At 57.5% G+C, this 18,711-nt stretch carries 15 protein-coding genes and 3 pseudogenes; 4 read left to right on the top strand and 14 right to left on the bottom strand.

The window, feature by feature from the left end:
• Positions 1–100: 100 nt before the first annotated feature.
• A complete protein-coding gene (locus ACZRMS_RS23280) occupies positions 101–760 on the bottom strand; it encodes an ankyrin repeat domain-containing protein (RefSeq protein ID WP_463997260.1) in 660 nt (219 codons plus the stop codon).
• Between the two features lie 97 nt (positions 761–857).
• Between ACZRMS_RS23280 and ACZRMS_RS23275 the strand changes: the two genes are divergently transcribed.
• The gene (locus ACZRMS_RS23275) at positions 858–1,748 is read left to right on the top strand and encodes a LysR family transcriptional regulator (protein WP_463997259.1); all 891 of its coding nucleotides are present in this window, start codon (positions 858–860) and stop codon (positions 1,746–1,748) included.
• Between the two features lie 72 nt (positions 1,749–1,820).
• Positions 1,821–2,684 (top strand): diguanylate cyclase domain-containing protein, encoded by an 864-nt coding sequence (locus ACZRMS_RS23270; protein WP_463997258.1) that lies wholly within the window; start codon positions 1,821–1,823, stop codon positions 2,682–2,684.
• Here ACZRMS_RS23270 and ACZRMS_RS23265 read toward each other — a convergent pair.
• The 6 genes and pseudogenes from ACZRMS_RS23265 to ACZRMS_RS23240 all read right to left on the bottom strand — a co-directional run.
• Positions 2,668–2,822: pseudogene (locus tag ACZRMS_RS23265) on the bottom strand (aspartate transaminase); the annotation flags it as partial. The gene ACZRMS_RS23270 and the pseudogene ACZRMS_RS23265 overlap by 17 nt on opposite strands.
• 2 nt (positions 2,823–2,824) lie before the next feature.
• Positions 2,825–3,409 (bottom strand): DUF6630 family protein, encoded by a 585-nt coding sequence (locus ACZRMS_RS23260; protein ID WP_463997257.1) that lies wholly within the window; start codon positions 3,407–3,409, stop codon positions 2,825–2,827.
• A gap of 174 nt (positions 3,410–3,583) precedes the next feature.
• Positions 3,584–4,282, bottom strand: a complete 699-nt coding sequence (gene arsH / locus ACZRMS_RS23255; RefSeq protein WP_463997256.1) for an arsenical resistance protein ArsH — start codon at positions 4,280–4,282, stop codon at positions 3,584–3,586.
• A gap of 9 nt (positions 4,283–4,291) precedes the next feature.
• A complete protein-coding gene (locus ACZRMS_RS23250) occupies positions 4,292–4,762 on the bottom strand; it encodes an arsenate reductase ArsC (RefSeq protein ID WP_463997255.1) in 471 nt (156 codons plus the stop codon).
• 28 nt (positions 4,763–4,790) lie between these two features.
• A complete protein-coding gene (locus ACZRMS_RS23245; protein WP_463997254.1) occupies positions 4,791–6,074 on the bottom strand; it encodes an arsenic transporter in 1,284 nt (427 codons plus the stop codon).
• Between the two features lie 22 nt (positions 6,075–6,096).
• On the bottom strand, positions 6,097–6,444 hold the full coding sequence (locus ACZRMS_RS23240) for a metalloregulator ArsR/SmtB family transcription factor (protein WP_463997253.1): 348 nt from the start codon (positions 6,442–6,444) through the stop codon (positions 6,097–6,099).
• A 412-nt stretch (positions 6,445–6,856) separates the two neighbouring features.
• Here ACZRMS_RS23240 and ACZRMS_RS23235 point away from each other — a divergent pair.
• A pseudogene (locus ACZRMS_RS23235) lies at positions 6,857–7,882 on the top strand (aldose 1-epimerase family protein); the annotation flags it as partial.
• Between the two features lie 120 nt (positions 7,883–8,002).
• Here the strand turns inward: ACZRMS_RS23235 and ACZRMS_RS23230 are convergent.
• The 7 genes from ACZRMS_RS23230 to ACZRMS_RS23200 form a co-directional block, all read right to left on the bottom strand.
• Positions 8,003–8,953 carry a transposase gene (locus tag ACZRMS_RS23230; RefSeq protein ID WP_463997252.1) on the bottom strand — a complete coding sequence of 317 codons (951 nt, stop codon included), beginning with the start codon at positions 8,951–8,953 and terminating at the stop codon, positions 8,003–8,005.
• A gap of 111 nt (positions 8,954–9,064) precedes the next feature.
• Positions 9,065–10,009 (bottom strand): hypothetical protein, encoded by a 945-nt coding sequence (locus ACZRMS_RS23225; RefSeq protein ID WP_463997251.1) that lies wholly within the window; start codon positions 10,007–10,009, stop codon positions 9,065–9,067.
• Entirely contained in the window at positions 10,006–10,932 is a 927-nt protein-coding gene (locus ACZRMS_RS23220; protein ID WP_463997250.1) for a hypothetical protein, read from the bottom strand. The genes ACZRMS_RS23225 and ACZRMS_RS23220 overlap by 4 nt, the downstream gene beginning before the upstream one ends.
• On the bottom strand, positions 10,929–11,858 hold the full coding sequence (locus ACZRMS_RS23215; protein ID WP_463997249.1) for a hypothetical protein: 930 nt from the start codon (positions 11,856–11,858) through the stop codon (positions 10,929–10,931). Before ACZRMS_RS23215 ends, ACZRMS_RS23220 begins: the two co-directional genes overlap by 4 nt.
• Positions 11,855–15,127, bottom strand: coding sequence for a toxin VasX (locus tag ACZRMS_RS23210; protein WP_463997248.1), 3,273 nt, complete (start codon positions 15,125–15,127; stop codon positions 11,855–11,857). The genes ACZRMS_RS23215 and ACZRMS_RS23210 overlap by 4 nt, the downstream gene beginning before the upstream one ends.
• The gene (locus ACZRMS_RS23205; RefSeq protein WP_463997247.1) at positions 15,124–15,975 is read right to left on the bottom strand and encodes a DUF4123 domain-containing protein; all 852 of its coding nucleotides are present in this window, start codon (positions 15,973–15,975) and stop codon (positions 15,124–15,126) included. Before ACZRMS_RS23205 ends, ACZRMS_RS23210 begins: the two co-directional genes overlap by 4 nt.
• Positions 15,972–18,041 carry a type VI secretion system Vgr family protein gene (locus ACZRMS_RS23200; protein ID WP_463997246.1) on the bottom strand — a complete coding sequence of 690 codons (2,070 nt, stop codon included), beginning with the start codon at positions 18,039–18,041 and terminating at the stop codon, positions 15,972–15,974. Before ACZRMS_RS23200 ends, ACZRMS_RS23205 begins: the two co-directional genes overlap by 4 nt.
• 216 nt (positions 18,042–18,257) lie before the next feature.
• On the opposite strand from ACZRMS_RS23200, the pseudogene ACZRMS_RS23195 reads away from it, so the two are divergent.
• Positions 18,258–18,711 (top strand): annotated as a pseudogene (locus ACZRMS_RS23195) (transposase); the annotation flags it as partial.

Here is an 18,711-nt window from a genome sequence, read left to right as displayed (position 1 = left end):
GCCAGTCGCGATGAATCCCGACCATGGGCGGTTGCGGCAGATACCACAGCACGTTGCTGGTAATGCTCATCGTTGTGCATAAGAACACCAGGCCGCTGATTCAGTGTGCGCCGGCGTCGCGCAGCAATTTTGCAATCTCGTGCTGTCCGCGCTTCTGCGCTTGTTGCAACGGGCTCAGCCCCTGGCTGTCCGGCAGGTTCAGATCGGCCCCGGCGTTGATCAGTTGAGTGACGATTTGCTGATGCGCCGGCCCACCGTCGGAGAGGACGATGGCCTCCATCAGGCAGGTCCAGCCCAGATGATTGACATGGTCCAGATCAGTGCCGGCCGCGATCAGCAGACGCACCGTTTCTACATGGCCACGCTCGCAGGCAGGGATCAAGGCGGTGCCGCCATAACGGTTCGTGCTTTTAAGGTCGGCCCCGTGGGCCAGGGCAAGCTGAAGGATCTCATTGCGACCGCTGGCGCCAGCCAAAAGGTAAGGGCTGTCGCGGATCAGGTTCTTCTGATTGACGTTGGCACCGGCTTCGATCAATGCCCGAGCGATATCTATCTGGTTCGACCTGGTTGCAAGCAGCAGGGCACTGCTGCCATCCAGCGTCCGGACATTCAGGTCCGTACCTGCAGCAACAAGTTGCTGCACCGTGGCCAGGTCACCGTCAGTGACTGCCGCGAGGAGTGTCTTGTCGTTTGCCATTACTGCTCCCGTCATCAATAGCCCAAGTGTCAGCAGGCCGAACTTGCCTGTCAGGCAACCCATGGTCAGTCCCTCTTATGTATTCCATGAAAAGCCAGTATGGTCGGCCATCCAGGTATTCTGAAATTAAATATAACCATGCCTTCCAGTGGCTATATGAATGGTGGCGCTTTTGTTCGATCCAGTGCTGTTACGCAGTTTTATCGCGGTCGTGGACTGCGCCAGTTTCACCCGGGCGGCACAACGTCTGCACCTCACGCAGTCCACGGTCAGCCAGCAGATACGGCGCCTTGAAGAGAGCCTTGGCTGCAAGCTGCTGGACCGCGAGCAGCGGCGGGTGTTGGCCACGCCTGAAGGTGAGCAATTGCTGGCTTATGCCCGACGCATCCTGGTGCTTCATGAAGAGGCCCGGGATGTACTGTTCAATCAGAAAAGTGAAGGCGTATTGCGCCTGGGGGTACCCGAAGACTTTGCTGCCGAACGCCTGATGCCGGTGTTGTCGCAGTTCGGTCTTGAGCACCCGGGAGTACGCCTGGAAGTCACCAGCGGTTTGGGCCCGCAACTGATGGGGCTGTATCGCCAGGGTGGCTTCGACCTGTTACTGGTCAAGCAGATGGGGGCGGGGGATGATTGCCTGGCCTCCTGGCCCGAACCCATGTGTTGGGTGGACAGCCGCTCCACACCCGCCCTGGGAAGGGATCCGCTGCCATTGGTGACCTTTCCGGCAGGTGGGCTGTACCGCAACGAAATGCTTCATCACCTGGAGACGGGCGGGTGGCACTGGCGCATTAACTACTCGAGTGCAAGCCTGGCCAGTGTCTGTGCAGCAGTGGCTGCGGGGCTGGGCATCAGCTTGCTGCCCAGGCGGGTGATCAGCCCGGAGCACCAGGTGCTTGGCGCCAGTAGCGGCTTGCCTGATATCCAGGGGGTATTTCTGGCGCTCTACGGCCAGAGCGGGCTCAGCCACGCGGGGCAGTTGCTGCAATGTCAATTGACAGAGCTGTGCGAGGCCCTTGCAGTCCCCGATTCTGGTGCCGAAATGGCCAAATAAAGCGATTATTTGGCCATTGTTTTGCCATCAGGCTATGATCAAGACGATTTATCAACCGGACGTTCAAGCCTTATGCCTGTTGACCTGCAAGCGCTTTATCCCAAGTTGATCCACTTGATGCTGGACACGGTCTTTGTGGTCGACAGCGACAACCAGATTGCATTTGTGAGTGATGGCTGTGAGGCGTTGCTTGGCTACCGGGCCGTCGAACTGACGGGAACCACGATCACTGACTACATGCACCCTGACGACCTGGCGGTCACGCGGGCCTCCATTGTCCGGGTCATGAATGGTCAGGCCCACGTCGATTTCCGCAACCGTTATATCCGCAAGGATGGAAGCATCGTGCATATCCTGTGGGCTGCCTTCTGGGCCCGGGAGGTGGGCGCGCGGATCGGTGTCGCGCGGGACGTGACGGCGCTCAAGCAGGCCGAAGATGAGTTGCGTTTCCTCGCCCATCATGACCCGCTGACCAAACTGACCAATCGCTCGCTGTTCAATGAACGACTGGACTCGGCCCTGCGCACGTCACGCCGGCACAAAAGCGCGCTGGCGTTACTGTTTCTGGACATCAATGACTTCAAGGACATCAATGACGTTTATGGGCATGCGGTGGGCGATCGTGTGCTCTGCGTGGCGGCGCGCCGGCTGGAAGAGTGCGTACGTGAGACTGACACGGTAGCCCGGATGGGCGGTGATGAGTTCACGGTTCTGTTGACGGATATCCGCTCCCCGGGCGAGATATCCGAGAAGGTGGCCCAGATTGTCGCGGTCATGGCCGAGCCCCTGGGGCTTGAGTTTGGCGGCATCACAATGCCGTCCTGCAGCATCGGCGTGGCCATTTATCCCGAGGACGGGGAGGACGCTGACACACTGCTCAGCCATGCCGACGGGGATATGTACCGGGTAAAAAGGCATCGAAGCGCAGCCCGGTAGCGAAGCCAATGCGCCAACTGCTCATGGTGCAGGCCTTGGAGGCCCCGTTCATGGCCAGGGTGCGTTCGGTCAAGCGTGGCTCGACCGTCGACCATCGTAGATCAGGTGCTCATAGATGTCCCCAGAGAGGATCAGCACCCCTAGAAGTTTTCAGGACTGACCTTGATTCCAGCACGTCCAGCCAGCTCAATAGTCTTTTCCAGCCGATTGGCGTCAACAATGAAACCGTCGTAATTGTCGCCTCCGGAGTCCAGGTGAAGATAACGTTTACCAAACCGTGCCAGCCACTGGTCAAAGTGGTTAAGAACCTCCGGCATTGATGACGCTTCTTCCCGCACGAAGACGTAGGGTTCTTTCAAGCCACTGGCGCTGACCAGTAGGGGAACCTGATACTCAAAAACGTCATAGCCTTTCCAGTCGAGGCTAAGCAGTACGAGGTTTTCGGGCTTTTGTCCCTTTGAGTCATTCAAAAAACCTTCCGTGAGGGCAGTGGCTGGGTCATCTCCCATCGCGTACCTGCGCATGACGCGCCTGACGAGTCGGGCGCCTTCCTTTTCCGGCACTACATCCACCAGCGCCCGGGTAAAAGCCTCGAGTGCTTTTTTCTGGGCGGGATCGAGTCGTTCGGGCCGCATCTCTTTCATGATGGCTGAAGCGCTAAGGTTGGTTTCCTCGGGTGGAGGCATGGTAAAGCGCCCACCAAACAACCGATCTAAAATGCCCATGTCACTCCCTGTATTGCGCTGAAGAAAACCTTCTGGCTGCCGGAGCGTTATCGGCGTCGATGAGTACCGCCAAGCGTTTTTGCACGTTGTTAGCAATAGAGGTAGCCATGGCACGTCCCTGATTGGATGGCCCTACGATACTACAGGCTGCCCGGCCCTGCAGATGGCGTCCGCTTAGATAGAACGCTGGTTTACACGCGCCATCAGTTGCTCTGCCGATTCCTTGCGCTCCGAATAGCGATCCACCAGAAACTCCTGTCGGTCGCGAAGCAGTACGGTGAACTTCACCAGTTCTTCCATCACATCGACGACGCGGTCATAGAACGGCGACGGTTTCATCCGGCCGGCCTCGTCGAATTCCATGTAGGCCTTCGGCACCGAAGACTGATTGGGGATGGTGAACATGCGCATCCAGCGTCCCAGCACGCGCAGTTGATTGACCACGTTGAACGACTGCGAGCCGCCACACACTTGCATCACCGCCAGGGTTTTGCCCTGGGTGGGGCGAACCGCGCCGAGTTCAAGGGGAACCCAGTCGATCTGTGCCTTGAACACCGCCGACATCGAACCGTGGCGCTCCGGCGAACACCAGACCTGACCTTGCGACCATAACACCAGGTCACGCAGCTCCTGCACTTTGGGATGATCGACCGGGGCGTCGTCGGGCAACGGCAAACCGGACGGGTTGAAGATGCGTGTTTCAGCGCCAAAGTGCTCAAGCAAGCGCGATGCCTCTTCCACCAGCAAGCGGCTGAAGGAGCGTTCGCGGGTCGATCCGTAGAGCAACAGGATGCGCGGCTTGTGCGGGCTTGGCGTCGAAGCTTGCGCGCCATCGAACAGGCTCAGGTCCAGATTGGGTAGATGCTCAGACATAAATTCTCCTTAAAGCAGGCCGATGCGATCGAGCCCGGTTTTGAGCTCGTCGCGGCTGATACGGTTGAAGGGCAGTTCGAGAAAGGCTTTGCAGCGTTGTTCGATACGCGCCAGCGTGGCGCGGAAGGCAGCGTCAAGCGCCGCTTCGTCACCCGTCACACCAGACGGGTCTTCCAGCCCCCAATGGGCTTTCAGCGCCGGGCCGAAATACACCGGGCAGCTTTCGCCGGCGGCCTTGTCGCAGACGGTGATCACGATATCCGGCGGGTTGCCTTCAAACGCGTCGTTGCCTTTGCTGTACAAGCCGTCAATCGAGATCCCGGCCTGCTGCAAGGTGGACAGGCTGCGGGGCAACACCTGGCCTTTGGGAAAACTCCCGGAACTCACCGCCTCGAAACCCTGCGGTGCCAGGTGATTGAACATGGCTTCTGAAAGGATGCTGCGGCAACTGTTGGCCGTGCACATGAACAGGACTCGCATGGGTTGCTCCTGCCGCTTTTGGCGGGTATCAGAGGCTCAGGCGCAGGGCCAGGGCCGAAAGGGTGATCAACAGAACCGGGAGGGTCAGCAGGATGCCGACCTTGAAGTAATACCCCCACGTGATGCGCATGCCTTTGCGCTCCAGCACGTGCAGCCAGAGCAGTGTGGCGAGGCTGCCGATGGGGGTGATTTTCGGGCCGAGGTCGCAGCCGATGACGTTGGCGTAGATCATCGCTTCGCGAACCAGCCCTTGGGCGTCGCTGGCCTGGATCGACAGTGCGCCGATCAGCACGCTGGGCATGTTGTTCATCACCGACGACAGTAGCGCCGCCAACAGGCCTGTGCCCAGGGTGGCAGTCCACAGCCCCTGTGCGGCCAGGCGGCTGAGCAACTGGGCGAGCAGATCTGTCAGCCCGGCATTCTTCAGGCCATACACCACCAGGTACATGCCCAGCGAGAACACCACAATCTGCCACGGCGCTTCGCGCAGCACGCGGCGAGTCGAGATTCTGTGGCCCTTGGCGGCGACGGCAAAGAGGATTGCCGCACAGGCTGCGGCCACTGCGCTGACCGGGATGCCCAGCGGCTCCAGGGCGAAAAGCCCGACCAGCAGTATCAGCAGCATCCAGCCGCCGACGATGAAGGTGGCGCGGTCGCGAATCGCGGCTTTGGGTTCCTGTAACGCATCCAGTGCGTAGCGTTGCGGCACGTCTTTGCGAAAGTAGACAAACAGCACCAGCAAGGTTGCCGTGACACTGACCAGACTCACCGGCACCATCACCGACGCGTACTCGGCGAAGCCCAGCTGGAAATAGTCGGCGGACACAATGTTGACCAGATTGGACACCACCAGCGGCAGGCTCGCGGTGTCGGCAATGAAACCGGCAGCCATGACGAACGCCAGGGTCGCGCCCGGTGAGAAGCGCAGTGCCAGCAGCATCGACATGACGATGGGCGTGAGGATCAGCGCCGCGCCGTCATTGGCAAATACCGCCGACACCGCCGCCCCCAGCAGCACGCAAAACGCGAACAACCGGTGGCCACTGCCTTTTGCCCAGCGCGCCACGTGCAGGGCGGCCCACTCGAAGAAACCTGCTTCATCCAGCAGCAAACTGATGATGATGACCGCGATGAAGGTGGCGGTTGCGTTCCACACAATGGCCCACACGGTGGGGATGTCTTGCAGCGATACGGCACCGGCTGCCAGCGCAATCACAGCGCCGAGGGTGGCGCTCCATCCGACGCCCAGGCCTTTGGGTTGCCAGATGACCAGAACGAGGGTGAAGACGAAAACGGCAACTGCGACAAACATTGAAGGCTCGCTCGATCAGGGTTCAACAGCAGGCGGTTTCGCGCACAGGGCGGCCATCCATGTTCCGCAGGCGGGCGGCGTTGTCCTTGAGCCAGTCGGCGTTGGCCTTGAACGTCACCTTCAGGATCTCGTGAACCCAATCCGGCAGGGCGGGGTTGAGACGGTAATAGACCCACTGGCCCTGACGGCGATCGAGCAACAAACCATTGCTGCGAAGCTGTGCAAGGTGGCGGCTGATTTTCGGTTGGCTGTCGCCGAGGGCACACATCAGCTCGCAGACGCAGAGTTCACCCTGATCGGATATGAGCAGGATGGCGCGGGCGCGGGTCTCGTCGGCCAGGCTCTTGAAGACTTCGGGGGGCATGATCATGGGGGTGCGCTTTAAATATATGGATAATCAAATATACGTATTTCCATATGTTTTGTCCAAGGCATAAATCTGATGCCGGTTGGGTCATTTATCGTTTTGCGTGTCAAGTTAACGGTCCCCCGGAGGATGTCCTCGATTCAGGGCGGGAGATGGCGTTGATGCCGGGGCAGAGAGTTTTAAAAATAGCCTGTAAATGGACGAAGCGAGCCCAACTCGAGTGACCGCTTTTGCTCTGGGCTCGTGTTCACCTTCGGTCCAATGTGGGAGGTAGCTTGCGGGTGATGGCATCGACTCGATTTCCGGTTTGTGCAAAATGCTTCTTGGAACTTGCCGGCTTTATGTCGCTTTTGAAGCTTGCTGAAACGTTTCTTCGAGACTATAAAAAGGCACAACTCCAAGAAAGGCTGCTGCCATGACCCCGCTCAAACTCTTTGTTGCCCTCAGCGCACTGTCCGCTGCCTCCCACGCCATGGCCTGGGATTACGTTCTGCTCGACACCGACAAGGCCGCCCAGAACTGGCAGATCACCAGCCAGCAACTCGGCGTAAAAACCGACAAACCCTTCAGCGTCACCCTGCGCACCTTGCACGGCGGTCGACAGGAGGGTGTCAGCATCGTCGACATCGATAACGGTACGATGAATCTCTCGGTAGTGCCGACTCGCGGAATGAACGTCTTGCAGGCCTCGGTCGGTAGTGTGCGCATGGGCTGGGATTCGCCGGTCAAGGAAGTGGTCAATCCGTCCTTCATAGAACTAAATGGCCGTGGTGGTCTGGGCTGGCTTGAGGGTTTCAATGAACTGGTCGCCCGCTGCGGATACGAATGGGTTGGCCACCCCGGCGTCGACAACGGCGAACTGCTGACCCTGCACGGTCGGGCGGCCAACATTCCTGCGAACAAGGTCACCCTGCACATCGATGAAAAACCACCGTACGCCATCACCTTGCGCGGCGAACTGAAAGAGCAGGCGTTCAAGAAGGTCGACTTCTCCGTCGCGACCGAACTGGTCACCGAACCCGGCAGCGTAGTGTTCGCCCTCCGCGATACCCTGACCAATAACGGCGACTATCCGAAGGAATACCAGGCGCTGTATCACAGCAACTTCAGCACCCCGTTCCTGGAGCAGGGCGCTCGTTTCGTTGCGCCGGTGAAACAGGTATCGCCGTTCAACGACAAGGCCAAGGGCGATCTGCCCGACTGGCAAACCTACCGCGCACCGACCAAGGACTACGACGAAACGGTGTACAACGTGGTGCCGTATGCCGATGCCAAGGGCGACACGTTGACCGTATTGCATAACAAGGCCGGCAGCCTGGGGGTTTCGGTCGGTTTCAACACTCAGACTCTGCCCGTGTTTTCCTTGTGGAAAAACACTGATACCCAAGGCCAGGGCTATGTCACAGGGCTGGAGCCGGGGACAAGTTTTTCCGTGAAAAAGGTAATCAAAATTTAGTGTTACTCGCCTTGCAAGCCCATAAATACTAGGCCGAGGGTTATGTGACTGAGTTTCTGTTACAAAATCGCCCCATTTTAGGACGAAAAAAATCACTCCACAATATCAACAACCCGCTTGCAGGTAGACAGAACGCTTGGCCATGTCCAGGCGTAGCCCTTCGCGGGAAAGTTGCATCGCCTCTTTGTGGCGACGACTACGTATCCATTTGATCCACTGAAGCAACTCAACGTACCCCTGTTCCTCAATCAGCAACAAAAACCGCCGCCGCCATTGAATGCTCGTTCTTAGACAAAGACCACTACGCCGCTTCAGGTCATACCCCCCCAGACCATCCAAGACCCCTTGAAGGAATTCCACCCAGAGTTCCGGGTGGCCCAAGTGCGCTAAAGCTGTGCCCGCTAACAGAGAAAAAGTGCTCGGACATTGACGTCGCCAACATTGAAACGTCGGTCGAGGCCGACTTTTCTCGACAAGTCGGGTATTCGTCGAGCCGCAGTTTGGGCAAGTCGCCGTTTGGATCGTCAACATGCTTTTGAGCCAGCCAATGACCGCCTGCCGCTGACTATCTATTTGCTCAGCCGGTTGCAGATTTTGGCGATCCTGCCGGGCGGACCACCACTGATGCAACTCAGGGAACTCCTGCGCCATAACCTCCCTGGCCGCACGTACCCAGCGATAAAACGCGTTACAGGAAATGCCAATGAGCGGTGCAGCAGTTGGGCCGGGCCAACCTGCCAGCAGGTAAACCGCAAAGGTTGACCACAGGTGCATATGTTCCAGTCGGGCAAACGGCGTTCCGGTCAAGCTGTTATAGCCCTTACGGCAGGAACGGCATCTATAAGTCGGCAGGCGAAATCCTGGTTGCGCACCTTTTGAGAAATACACATTGGAACTGTCGCAGTGCGGGCAGCATCGATGCTGCTGATAGGGCAGCTCATGGAGATGGCGGATGAACATATCCGCCACAGGACGCAGATTGACCGGCAAACAAACATCGTAGTCTGGTAACTCATCTTGCCCCGACAGGGGCGGTATCGAGCGAGTTGGCATCATGGTTTCTTCCCGGCCCACAGAAACGCGAACACCGCGCTGCCAGTGGCCATGGGTTAGGAATAGAAAATCAACTTTCCAGTATGAAGGCAGCAAAAGTCCGGCAGCTCAACATCAAGCTCGTTCTCGTGCCGTCTGCGCCGCTAATTCTGCCTCACGCGTGGCGATGGCTTCTTCCAACTCTAGGGAACGCTTGACCCATTGCTCGGGCGGCAGCGGTTTGGACCATTCGATGATGTCGGGATATGGCAGGTCGGGTGGCGGGTTCAGTTTCCAGCGTTCAAGGACATCTATCAGTAGCGTATTAAAAATAAAAATCCCGCAGAAGCCTTCCCACAAAGCAGTTATTAACCAGCCTCTCAACTTCGCAGCCTTGATAAGGTCGTCCAGGTAGGTAGCCCATATTCCTTTAGATCTGTCGAAGCGTGCCGTCTGATCTTCAACAGCGTCCGGCCCAATCTCCATATAGCTACGCATGCACTCCCACAACGCCATGGCCGTGGTGCCACCGCCACAATTGAAGCCAAAGTAAAAATGCTTGTTCTCCTCTTTGGCTTGAGGGTCAGGATTCTCAAAGCCAATGATCAATAAGCCCATCGTAGCTTTACCTGCCTGACTCACCGACGACTTCTGCGTGGCCGCCGCCGTCACGCTTTCCCAAGGGACAATCCAGTACTCGCCATCCTCTCGTGGCACACACACCTCTCGGCGTTGCCGATTAAAGCGCACCGGTAAAGGCACATCGCGAAAGAGGCCCTGAATTAAAAAAAGCGTGGGAATCCCAATGATGAAGGTAGTCATGATCGCAAATATGTGCATATCGTCATGATCATTTCTGAACAGATATCCCATGAATGCAAACAGCATCACCATCGGCCATAGCACCATCACCGCCGAACCGATGCTGTAGTTGCCAATATCGAGAAACACCTCGTTCTTGCGCCAAATGGTGTTGAGCACATCCGAGGGTTTTTCTCCGGTGGGAATGGGCAACGGCGCTAAGTAGTCATTGCGAGAAAACAGCCGTTTTTTCGTGGTGCCTGCCGGTGGCGTACTCATGCGCGGTCCTTGGGTTGCACGGCCAGTTCCGCTTCACGTCTTGCGATGGCGTCCTCCAACTCCGGTGATCGTTTGGCCCATTGCTCGGGTGGTAGCGGCCTGGACCATTCGATGATGTCGGGGTAAAGCAGATCAGGCGGGTAAGACAATTTAAAGTTCTGCAATTTTTCCGCGAAATAGGTTCCCAAAATCGTAATGCAGAATATCCCCCATACAACACCTATCAGGTCTTTCTTACGCAGATCGATGACGAGCGATCCGATTTGCGTTTTCTCATATGGGGCAATGCCTACTCGGCTATCAGGTACGGCGTCCGGCCCTATTTCCATGTAGCTACGTGTGCACTCCCACAACGCCATGGCCGTGGTGCCGCCACCACAGTTAAACCCGAACCAAAAATGCTTGTTATCGCCCTTGGCCTGCGGGTCAGGATTGTCAAAGCCTATGATCAATAAGCCCATCGTAGCTTTACCCGCCTGACTCACCGACGACTGCTGCGTGGCCGCCGCCGTCACGCTTTCCCAGGGGACAATCCAGTATTCGCCGTCCTCTCGTGGCACGCACACCTCTCGGCGTTGCCGATTAAAGCGCACCGGTAAAGGCACATCGCGAAAGAGGCCTTGAATTAGAAAAAGCGTGGGAATCCCAATGATGAAGGTAGTCATGATCGCAAATATGTGCATATCGTCATGATCATTTCTGAACAGATATCCCATGAATGCAAACAGCATCACCATCGGCCATAGCACCATCACCGCCGAACCGATGCTGTAGTTGCCAATATCGAGAAACACCTCGTTCTTGCGCCAAATGGTGTTGAGCACATCCGAGGGTTTTTCTCCGGTGGGAATGGGCAACGGCGCTAAGTAGTCATTGCGAGAAAACAGCCGTTTTTTCGTGGTGCCTGCCGGTGGCGTACTCATGCGCGGTCCTTGGGTTGCACGGCCAGTTCCGCTTCACGTCTTGCGATGGCGTCCTCCAACTCCGGTGATCGTTTGGCCCATTGCTCGGGTGGTAGCGGCCTGGACCATTCGATGATGTCGGGGTAAAGCAGATCAGGCGGGTAAGACAATTTAAAGTTCTGCAATTTTTCCGCGAAATAGGTTCCCAAAATCGTAATGCAGAATATCCCCCATACAACACCTATCAGGTCTTTCTTACGCAGATCGATGACGAGCGATCCGATTTGCGTTTTCTCATATGGGGCAATGCCTACTCGGCTATCAGGTACGGCGTCCGGCCCTATTTCCATGTAGCTACGTGTGCACTCCCACAACGCCATGGCCGTGGTGCCGCCACCACAGTTAAACCCGAACCAAAAATGCTTGTTATCGCCCTTGGCCTGCGGGTCAGGATTGTCAAAGCCTATGATCAATAAGCCCATCGTAGCTTTACCCGCCTGACTCACCGACGACTGCTGCGTGGCCGCCGCCGTCACGCCTTCCCAAGGGACAATCCAGTACTCGCCATCCTCTCGTGGCACACACACCTCGCGGCGTTGCCGATTAAAGCGCACGGGCAAGGGGACATCGCGAAATAGGCCTTGAATTAGAAAAAGCGTGGGAATCCCAATGATGATTCCGCCTCCGACAAGAGTAAACACACTGAGATCGGGGGCAATATTTCTAAACGCAAAGGCCAGCCCCAAAAACAGCATTACCATCGGCCACAGCACCATCACCGCCGAGCCGATACTGTAGTTACCAATGTCCAGGAACACCTCGTTCTTGCGCCAAATGGTGTTGAGCACATCCGAGGGTTTTTCACCGGTGGGAATGGGCAACGGCGCCAAGTAGTCATTGCGCGAAAACATCCGTTTTTTCGTGGTGCCTGCCGGTGGCGTACTCATGCGCTGTCCTTAGGTTGCAGGTAAGTAGAGCATGAACGCTCACTGTGGAGCGGGTAGCTTGGCACACGATCCAGTTCCGGTGTCGGATCGTCCCGCAGGGCAATCACGTCCCCGCTGCCACTCACGGTAAAGGCCACACCGCGTTCGCCGCCGATAAAGTTGCGGGCGCCTAGCAGCGCGGTCAATGGCGTGCGATACCGCAAGCGCAGGGAGACCGTGCTGGGTGGTGCGCTGAGGACTCCCTGCACTGAGCTGAAGGGCCCGCTCAGGCGTAAACCTTGGCCTTCGTTGGCTGGGATCCAGCGACAGGTGCTGCCGGGCAGCCAGTGAGGTGCCATATCCCGCCATGGGCGAGGTGGTTTATAGGCGGAGTACGGGCTGTTTTTGATCAGGTCGCGAGACGCCTGAGTGTCGATCGGATCGCCGACCATGCTCAGTTCCAGATAGGCACTGCCAGGTTCGGCGCCGGGCAAGTCGATGGTCAGGGCATTGATGGCGCTCTGGAAGGCTAGCCCGGAAGGACCACTGGAACCGACCATCACCGAGCTGCTTTCTGCGCTGACGCGGGGGGTATACAGGATGCCGTACAGTTGGTTGAGTTCGTCTTGTTGGGCCTTGGCCGCGATAGGATCTAAATTCCCTGCCCGGGATTTTGACCAGCAGCAATAGTTGAGGAAGTTTTGCAGTGGGGTTTGCTGAAAGAACCAGGTGATCAGGTACAGCACGCCCAGCACGAACATGATCCAGTTCAAGGGGCCCATGCACAGCGAGTAACGCATGATGGCGGTTTCGACTTCCACCAGTCCAGCTAAGGTTCTCATCGTGTAGGTAGCCCCCAACAGAGCCTGACTACCATAAGCCGCTATTTGTCCACCAACCACAGCCTGGCGCATCTCCAGCCACGGATCGATATGTGATTGCGCGCTTTCCATCTGTTTTTGCAGGGATTTAAACTCCGCTCCAGCAGCAACGAACGACAATCCACCAATCACCCCACCAAACAGGGTGAGGGTTGGAGCCATTGCTTGCCCTTTACCAAGTTCCCTAATCCCCAACCCCTGCCGCACCTGACTATCAATCACCGCCGTCAACGCGGCCGCAGCATACAACGACGCAGACACCGTATCGTTGACGCGCTGGCTGTCGATCCCCTCCACGGCTCCGACTTGACTCAAGTAGTTACTCGCATTGAGCGTGTTCAGCAGCAAGGCCGCCAGTGGCACGACCCCGCCGCTATTGGTCACAAAGGAGGAGTTCACGATGCCTGACACGCGTCCGACGCCTATGGCTTCCCCCGTGGTGCGGGCCCATTGGGTCAGCCCTTCCGCTTGTTGGCCCAGTAATCTCCAGACTTGAGTGCCACCCTCGCTTACAGACTGTAAACGGGCCTCGCTGCCCAGACGAGCAGCAACGAAGACGCCCAGCCAGGCACTGCTGAAGGTTGTTCCGCCTTTGAGCAACAGTAACGACGCAGCCAGACGGTTGACCAGCACGCTCCATGCGCCATGGGTATTTCGGGCCATGCTCGCGAGGTCATCCAGAATTGGCGCGGCCAGTGGCGCAAGTGCCTGATGGGTAGCCGCGATATTCTCGGCGGCCAGTGCGGCCATCAGCTCGCCCAGGCGAGTGGTGTTGTTAATGCCCGCATCGAGCGAGGGCGTCCAGGCGCGGAACAATTGTGTCAGTGCGCCGCCATCAGCTGCCCGCACGTAGTCGGCGTATTGTTCGGCGCCCTGGGCTCGAATGCATTGGGCGGTAAGGCAACCGGTGGCCAGTTCGGTTAACCAGTGCCGAGTGTCCAGGTCATAGTAATCGACAAACCAGGTGCCGCTGACTGAACGCTTGAGGTACACGCCTCGGTCGGTAAACGATGCTTTATGGCGTTGTTCGATGTGTTGGAAATGCGCTGGCGCGGTGGTATCGAGCCAGGTGTTCATCGCTGTCAGATCGATATACTTGCCGACCTTGGCACTGAGGAAATCGTTGTCGAGGTTGGCCTGCTTTTCGGCACGGTACTCACGTACCACGAACTCTGCCTCGTTGTACAAATCAGCCGGAATAAAGGCCCGTACGGGCGCAACGATACTGGCAATTCGCGCATCACGGGCGGAGGCTTCGCTCGCGCTCGGCTGACCGCCGTATTGACGGGCCTGGGTTTCATCCTTGAGCGCATCATCCAGTTTGTGCTGAGCATCCAGCATGACCTTACCCTGCTCAGGCGTAAGGGTGATGTCACGGCTTTTGTAGCGATAGCTGAGAGTGCCCGCCAGTTCAGCCCCATCTTCGCTGATCAGGCTGCGAACAAACCCGCCGATACTCAGGCGCAGATTGTTGTCACCGATCCATTGTTCGTGGCGCGCTTCCACCCACTCTTGCTCGTGGTTGATATCGCGCAGTACACCCAAGTCATCATCCAGGCACGCGAAGACCGGGAACAAATCTTTGGCCTGCGCTTTGGCGGTTTCCAGCCAATCCTGAGTGCTCTGACCCTCCCACCGTTCGGCACTCCACTCGCCCGGAGGCTCATCGCTGGCGTCGGGGTGTTGGGCGATGACCTTTTCCCGTTCACGAGAACGGTGCATCGCTTCGGTGTAGGCATTGATGTTCGGGGTCGTTGGGTCTTTCACCGCGGTCGCACCCAGTGCATCCGTATCATCACCGCCCCGTTGTTGGTCAGCCTTCATCGACCGGGCATAGATGGCCGGGATGAGTTCGGCCATGACCTGATCGGCTTTGACCAGCGGTGGGCAATGAGGCGCTTGTAGCTCGTTGGCCACGGTGCGCAAGGCGACGTGGCGCATGTGCGCACTGCGTTTGGCGCTGCTGTCGCTCAGCGCCTTGCAGTGTTCCGGATTCAGTGGAAACTCGCTATAGAGCATCCAGGCGTCATAGATTTTCTTCAGGGCCAGACCTGTCAGGGTGCCATCCAGCACAACGGTGGCATCGGCTTCCAGCGCTTGCTCACTCAGCAAACCATTCGGCCCGATCGCATAGCGCTTGAGAGGACCGTTGTCTTGCCACAAGTACAGAAAACCTCCCCGCAGGCGGCGTGCCGCCATAGGGTGGCTCTGGGTAGTAGCGCCGGGCACGCAGCAAGGATGGGCGGCTTTTTCTTCCGCCAGGGCATACCGCACAGGCACTACGAATATGTCGGGTTGGCGGGCTTGGCAGGGCGTAATTGAACTGTTGATATCTTCGTGTGGTATCCCCGTGGCGGCTCGGTCTGCCTGAGCCAACTGGTCAACCATGGCCAGTTTTTCAGCACTCATACGGATAGTTCCTTATCGGTGAGTTGCTGACGCTTTAGTTCAGCGCTCAGGTTGTCCAGGCGTTGCTCAGGTAAAACCCCAGGTTCGGTGAGAATCTGTCGGTAAACGGCATGGCCGGGAGCGTCAGGAAAGTCATTACCTAGTAAGGCGTGAAAGCTGGCCCAGCGAGTGACTTCATCGGCGGCAGAGTAGCCTTGCCGTTCAGCGCTGAGCTGACAGGTTGTGACCCACTGCTGCTGTGCGGCGTGATCCAATCCTTGCAGGCATTGAGGGAAGTGCTGCTGACAATGTTCGATCAACTGCTGGGCAAGACGTAGCCGCTTGGCTTCGCTCAACTGAGCCAGTTGTTCTGGGGTAAGGCATAACCAAGGCTTTTCCGTATACTGCGCGACGGGCTGCTCAGGGTTTTCCTGACGAATAAATCCGGAGCTGTGAGCCAATTCCGGAAGCAAAATACGTCGGATTGGCCCCATCAATCGATCACGCGCCTGGGGCTCCAGACCTGTCAGCCACAAACGCGTGATACGGGGGTCGTAGTAACGAAAAAGGACTGTGGCATCGCCCTCTACGCGGGCGTGAATCAGGCTGCGCAGGTGCTGAAATACAACGTCTTCACCCGCCTCTGACTCCAACCAGATACCCGCCGTTGCACTCCACTCCTGTGCAAAGATGCGGGCCAACGGGCTGCCGGGAAAAACCGACACCAGTATCGGGCCAATATCCGCCAACTCGTTGTAGGTAGTGTGCTGATACAGCGGCTGAAACTTAGTATTTTTCCCCTGATCCAGCAGGCGCTCGGACAGGTTGTCGATCTGAGCACCATCCAGCAGTAGATAAGCCTGATTCATGCATTCAACTCCGCTAGTTTTTGACACACCGCACAGACCGGTGCGGCGTGACGTGCGGCCTGAATCAACGCAGATGTTTGCGTGGCCAGTGACGGCGCAACCAACGCCTCGGCGACCACAGGTATGACCGAAAGGGCCTGCTGCGCAGGAACCCCCACCATAGGTGCGCCACCCTGGACGATAGGCACGCTGCTGAAAATCCCCGCAGGGGTGATGACGATGTGGTGACCGCCCGCGCTGAGCGTCAGGCTCATGCCGGCACCGACCACCACATTGGTGGCGGTGACGTGAGCGTGTGCCCCGGCCTGAATCACCACCGTACCGTCTGCCATGGTGCTGCTGTTACCGGTAATACTGGTCAGTTCGCTACCACCAATCACCGTGTTGCGCAGACCTTGGGTCGTGTGCAGTTCATCGCCCTTGATCAAGCTGGAACTGTTCTTGTCGACTTGTTCAAAACGATCATTGCCAATCAGGCTGTGGCTGTCGCGGGTTATCTGTTCGCGTCGGTCGTTACCAATCTTGGTGTCGCTGTCGTTGAGGACCAATTGCTCGATGTCGCGCTGGGCACGCAGGTAGATTTTTTCCTGCCCCGCCCGGTCTTCAATCGACAGTTCGTTGTAGCCGCCAGTGCGCGGCGAGCTGTGGCTGCGCAACATGGTTTTAGTTTTGTTCGCGGGCAATGGGTACGGCACAGGCATGACCTTGTTAGGCACGCACCCCGTGATTAACGGGTTGTCAGGATTGCCTTCCAGGTAGGTCACCACCACTTCCATTCCGATGCGCGGGATGGTCACCGCACCGAAGTTCTCACCCGCCCAACTGCTCGACACGCGTAGCCAGCAACTGCTTTTGTCGCTGCCCAGTTCGGCGCGATCCCAGTGGAACTCAACCTTCACCCGACCATATTCATCGCAGAAAATTTCTTCCCCCGCAGGGCCTGTGACGCGGGCCGTCTGGCTGACCAACACCGCTTTACGCGTCACCAACGGCGGACGGTAGAACACGTCCCAGGGAATCGCACTGAAGCTGTTGCGGTAACCTTGGGTGAAGCCGTCGTCGGGGTTGACGTCACTGGTGATCGCTTCCTCCAGAACTTGGGGCTGCTTGCCTGAGTGGGTCACAGTGAGCAACAACCACAGGTCGTTGCATTGTTGACGCGGATGCTCGGTCAGGTCGAAGAAGTGACCGCTGCGCAGGTTCGGCTGGTCGCTTTTGCCCTCGGCCAACTGGTAGTCAGCGCGGTGCCGCTCCAGGGCTTGTCGGGCAAGCTGTTTGCCGAGCTTTTCATTCTCGATCAGCACCGGGTAGCTGTAGTCTTCGAGTGCCGGTGTGAACTCTGCGGTGAATTGGCTTTCCAGCAACAGGCTTGGGCGTTTTAGATCATAGGCCCGTCGCGTGGTCGTGCTGGTTCGGGTGCTGAAGCGCATAGAGAACTGGCTGATGACCGGGTGATCCGCCGCCAGGCCAGAACCTTGCTGATACGGTGTTTCGCCCAACTTGGGGAAATAGGTCTGGTCGTCAGTAAATACCAGATGATGACCATCCTGATCGTGTTGGTGGTGCCACGATATCCCGTCCTCGCTGCACAACCGCTGGACATACCCGTAGTCGGATTCCCCATACTGCGTGCAGTATTCGCGCTCGGGACTGCTGCTGACATGGAATGTATAGGCATCGGCCAGGATGCCGTGGCCTTTGAGTACTTGGGCGATGATTTGCGGCGCCGTCAGATGCTGAAAAATCCGCTGGTTATGGCTGAACTGCAAATAGTGCAGCGCGGGCACCAAAGTCAGGTGGTAGCGGGTCAGGCGTGTACCGGCGTCCCCCACCAACACATCCTCGATGCGTCCATGAATCCCTTCGCCATTCAGGCCGAACTGAAGGAATGCTGACTGACTGAGCAGGCTTTCTAGATCGAAATCAGGGGACTCACTGACCAGTTCAACCTGGATCGCATACAAGCTGCTGATGGCTTCAGTGCCCTTAAAGGCCAGCACCTTGAAATCATTGCGAACAGCGGGAATGAGTAACGCGAAGTGCGCAGTATTGGCAGGCGCGAACATACGCTTATCCTTAAGCTGAGAGAGAAGACAACACAGGCTCTCTGGCCAGATGTGACCGGAGCAAACTTAAAATCCCGATCACGCTAGCAAGCGGATAAAAGAATTTATGTAGGGAATTTCCTAAAGTTCGCACGAACATTGACTGCTCGGAATGTAGTGGTCTAATGAAACCGGACACCCATTTAGGCGAGAATGCTCGCCAGAACGAGGTGTCAGATGACCAAACAACGCCGTACCTTTTCCCCTGAATTCAAACGCGAGGCTGCCGACCTCGTTCTCAAGCAGGATTACAGCTTCATTGAGGCCAGCCGCTCGCTTGGTGTCGGCGAGTCGGCTTTGCGCCGATGGGTCGACCAGGTGCAGCAAGAACGCACGGGCGTCACCCCGCAGAGCAAAGCGCTGACCCCGGAGCAGCAGAAAATCCAAGAGCTGGAAGCCCGAATTACTCGCCTTGAGCGGGAAAAATCGATCTTAAAAAAGGCCACCGCGCTCTTGATGTCGGAAGATCTCGAGCGTTCGCGCTGATTGACCAGTTGAGCATCCACGAGCCGATTGATTGGCTGTGCAAGGTGGATGTAGAACGCCTTCGATTGCGCAGTCGGGTGAGCGAGTTGTTCACCCAAGGCCGCAGTGCTCCCGGTAGCCGTAGCATCATGGCCATGATGCAGGA

It is taken from the genome of Pseudomonas sp. B424 (genome assembly GCF_055408345.1).
The sequence above is the reverse complement of the archived record's forward strand: the minus strand, read 5'-3'. Positions and strand labels throughout refer to the sequence as shown.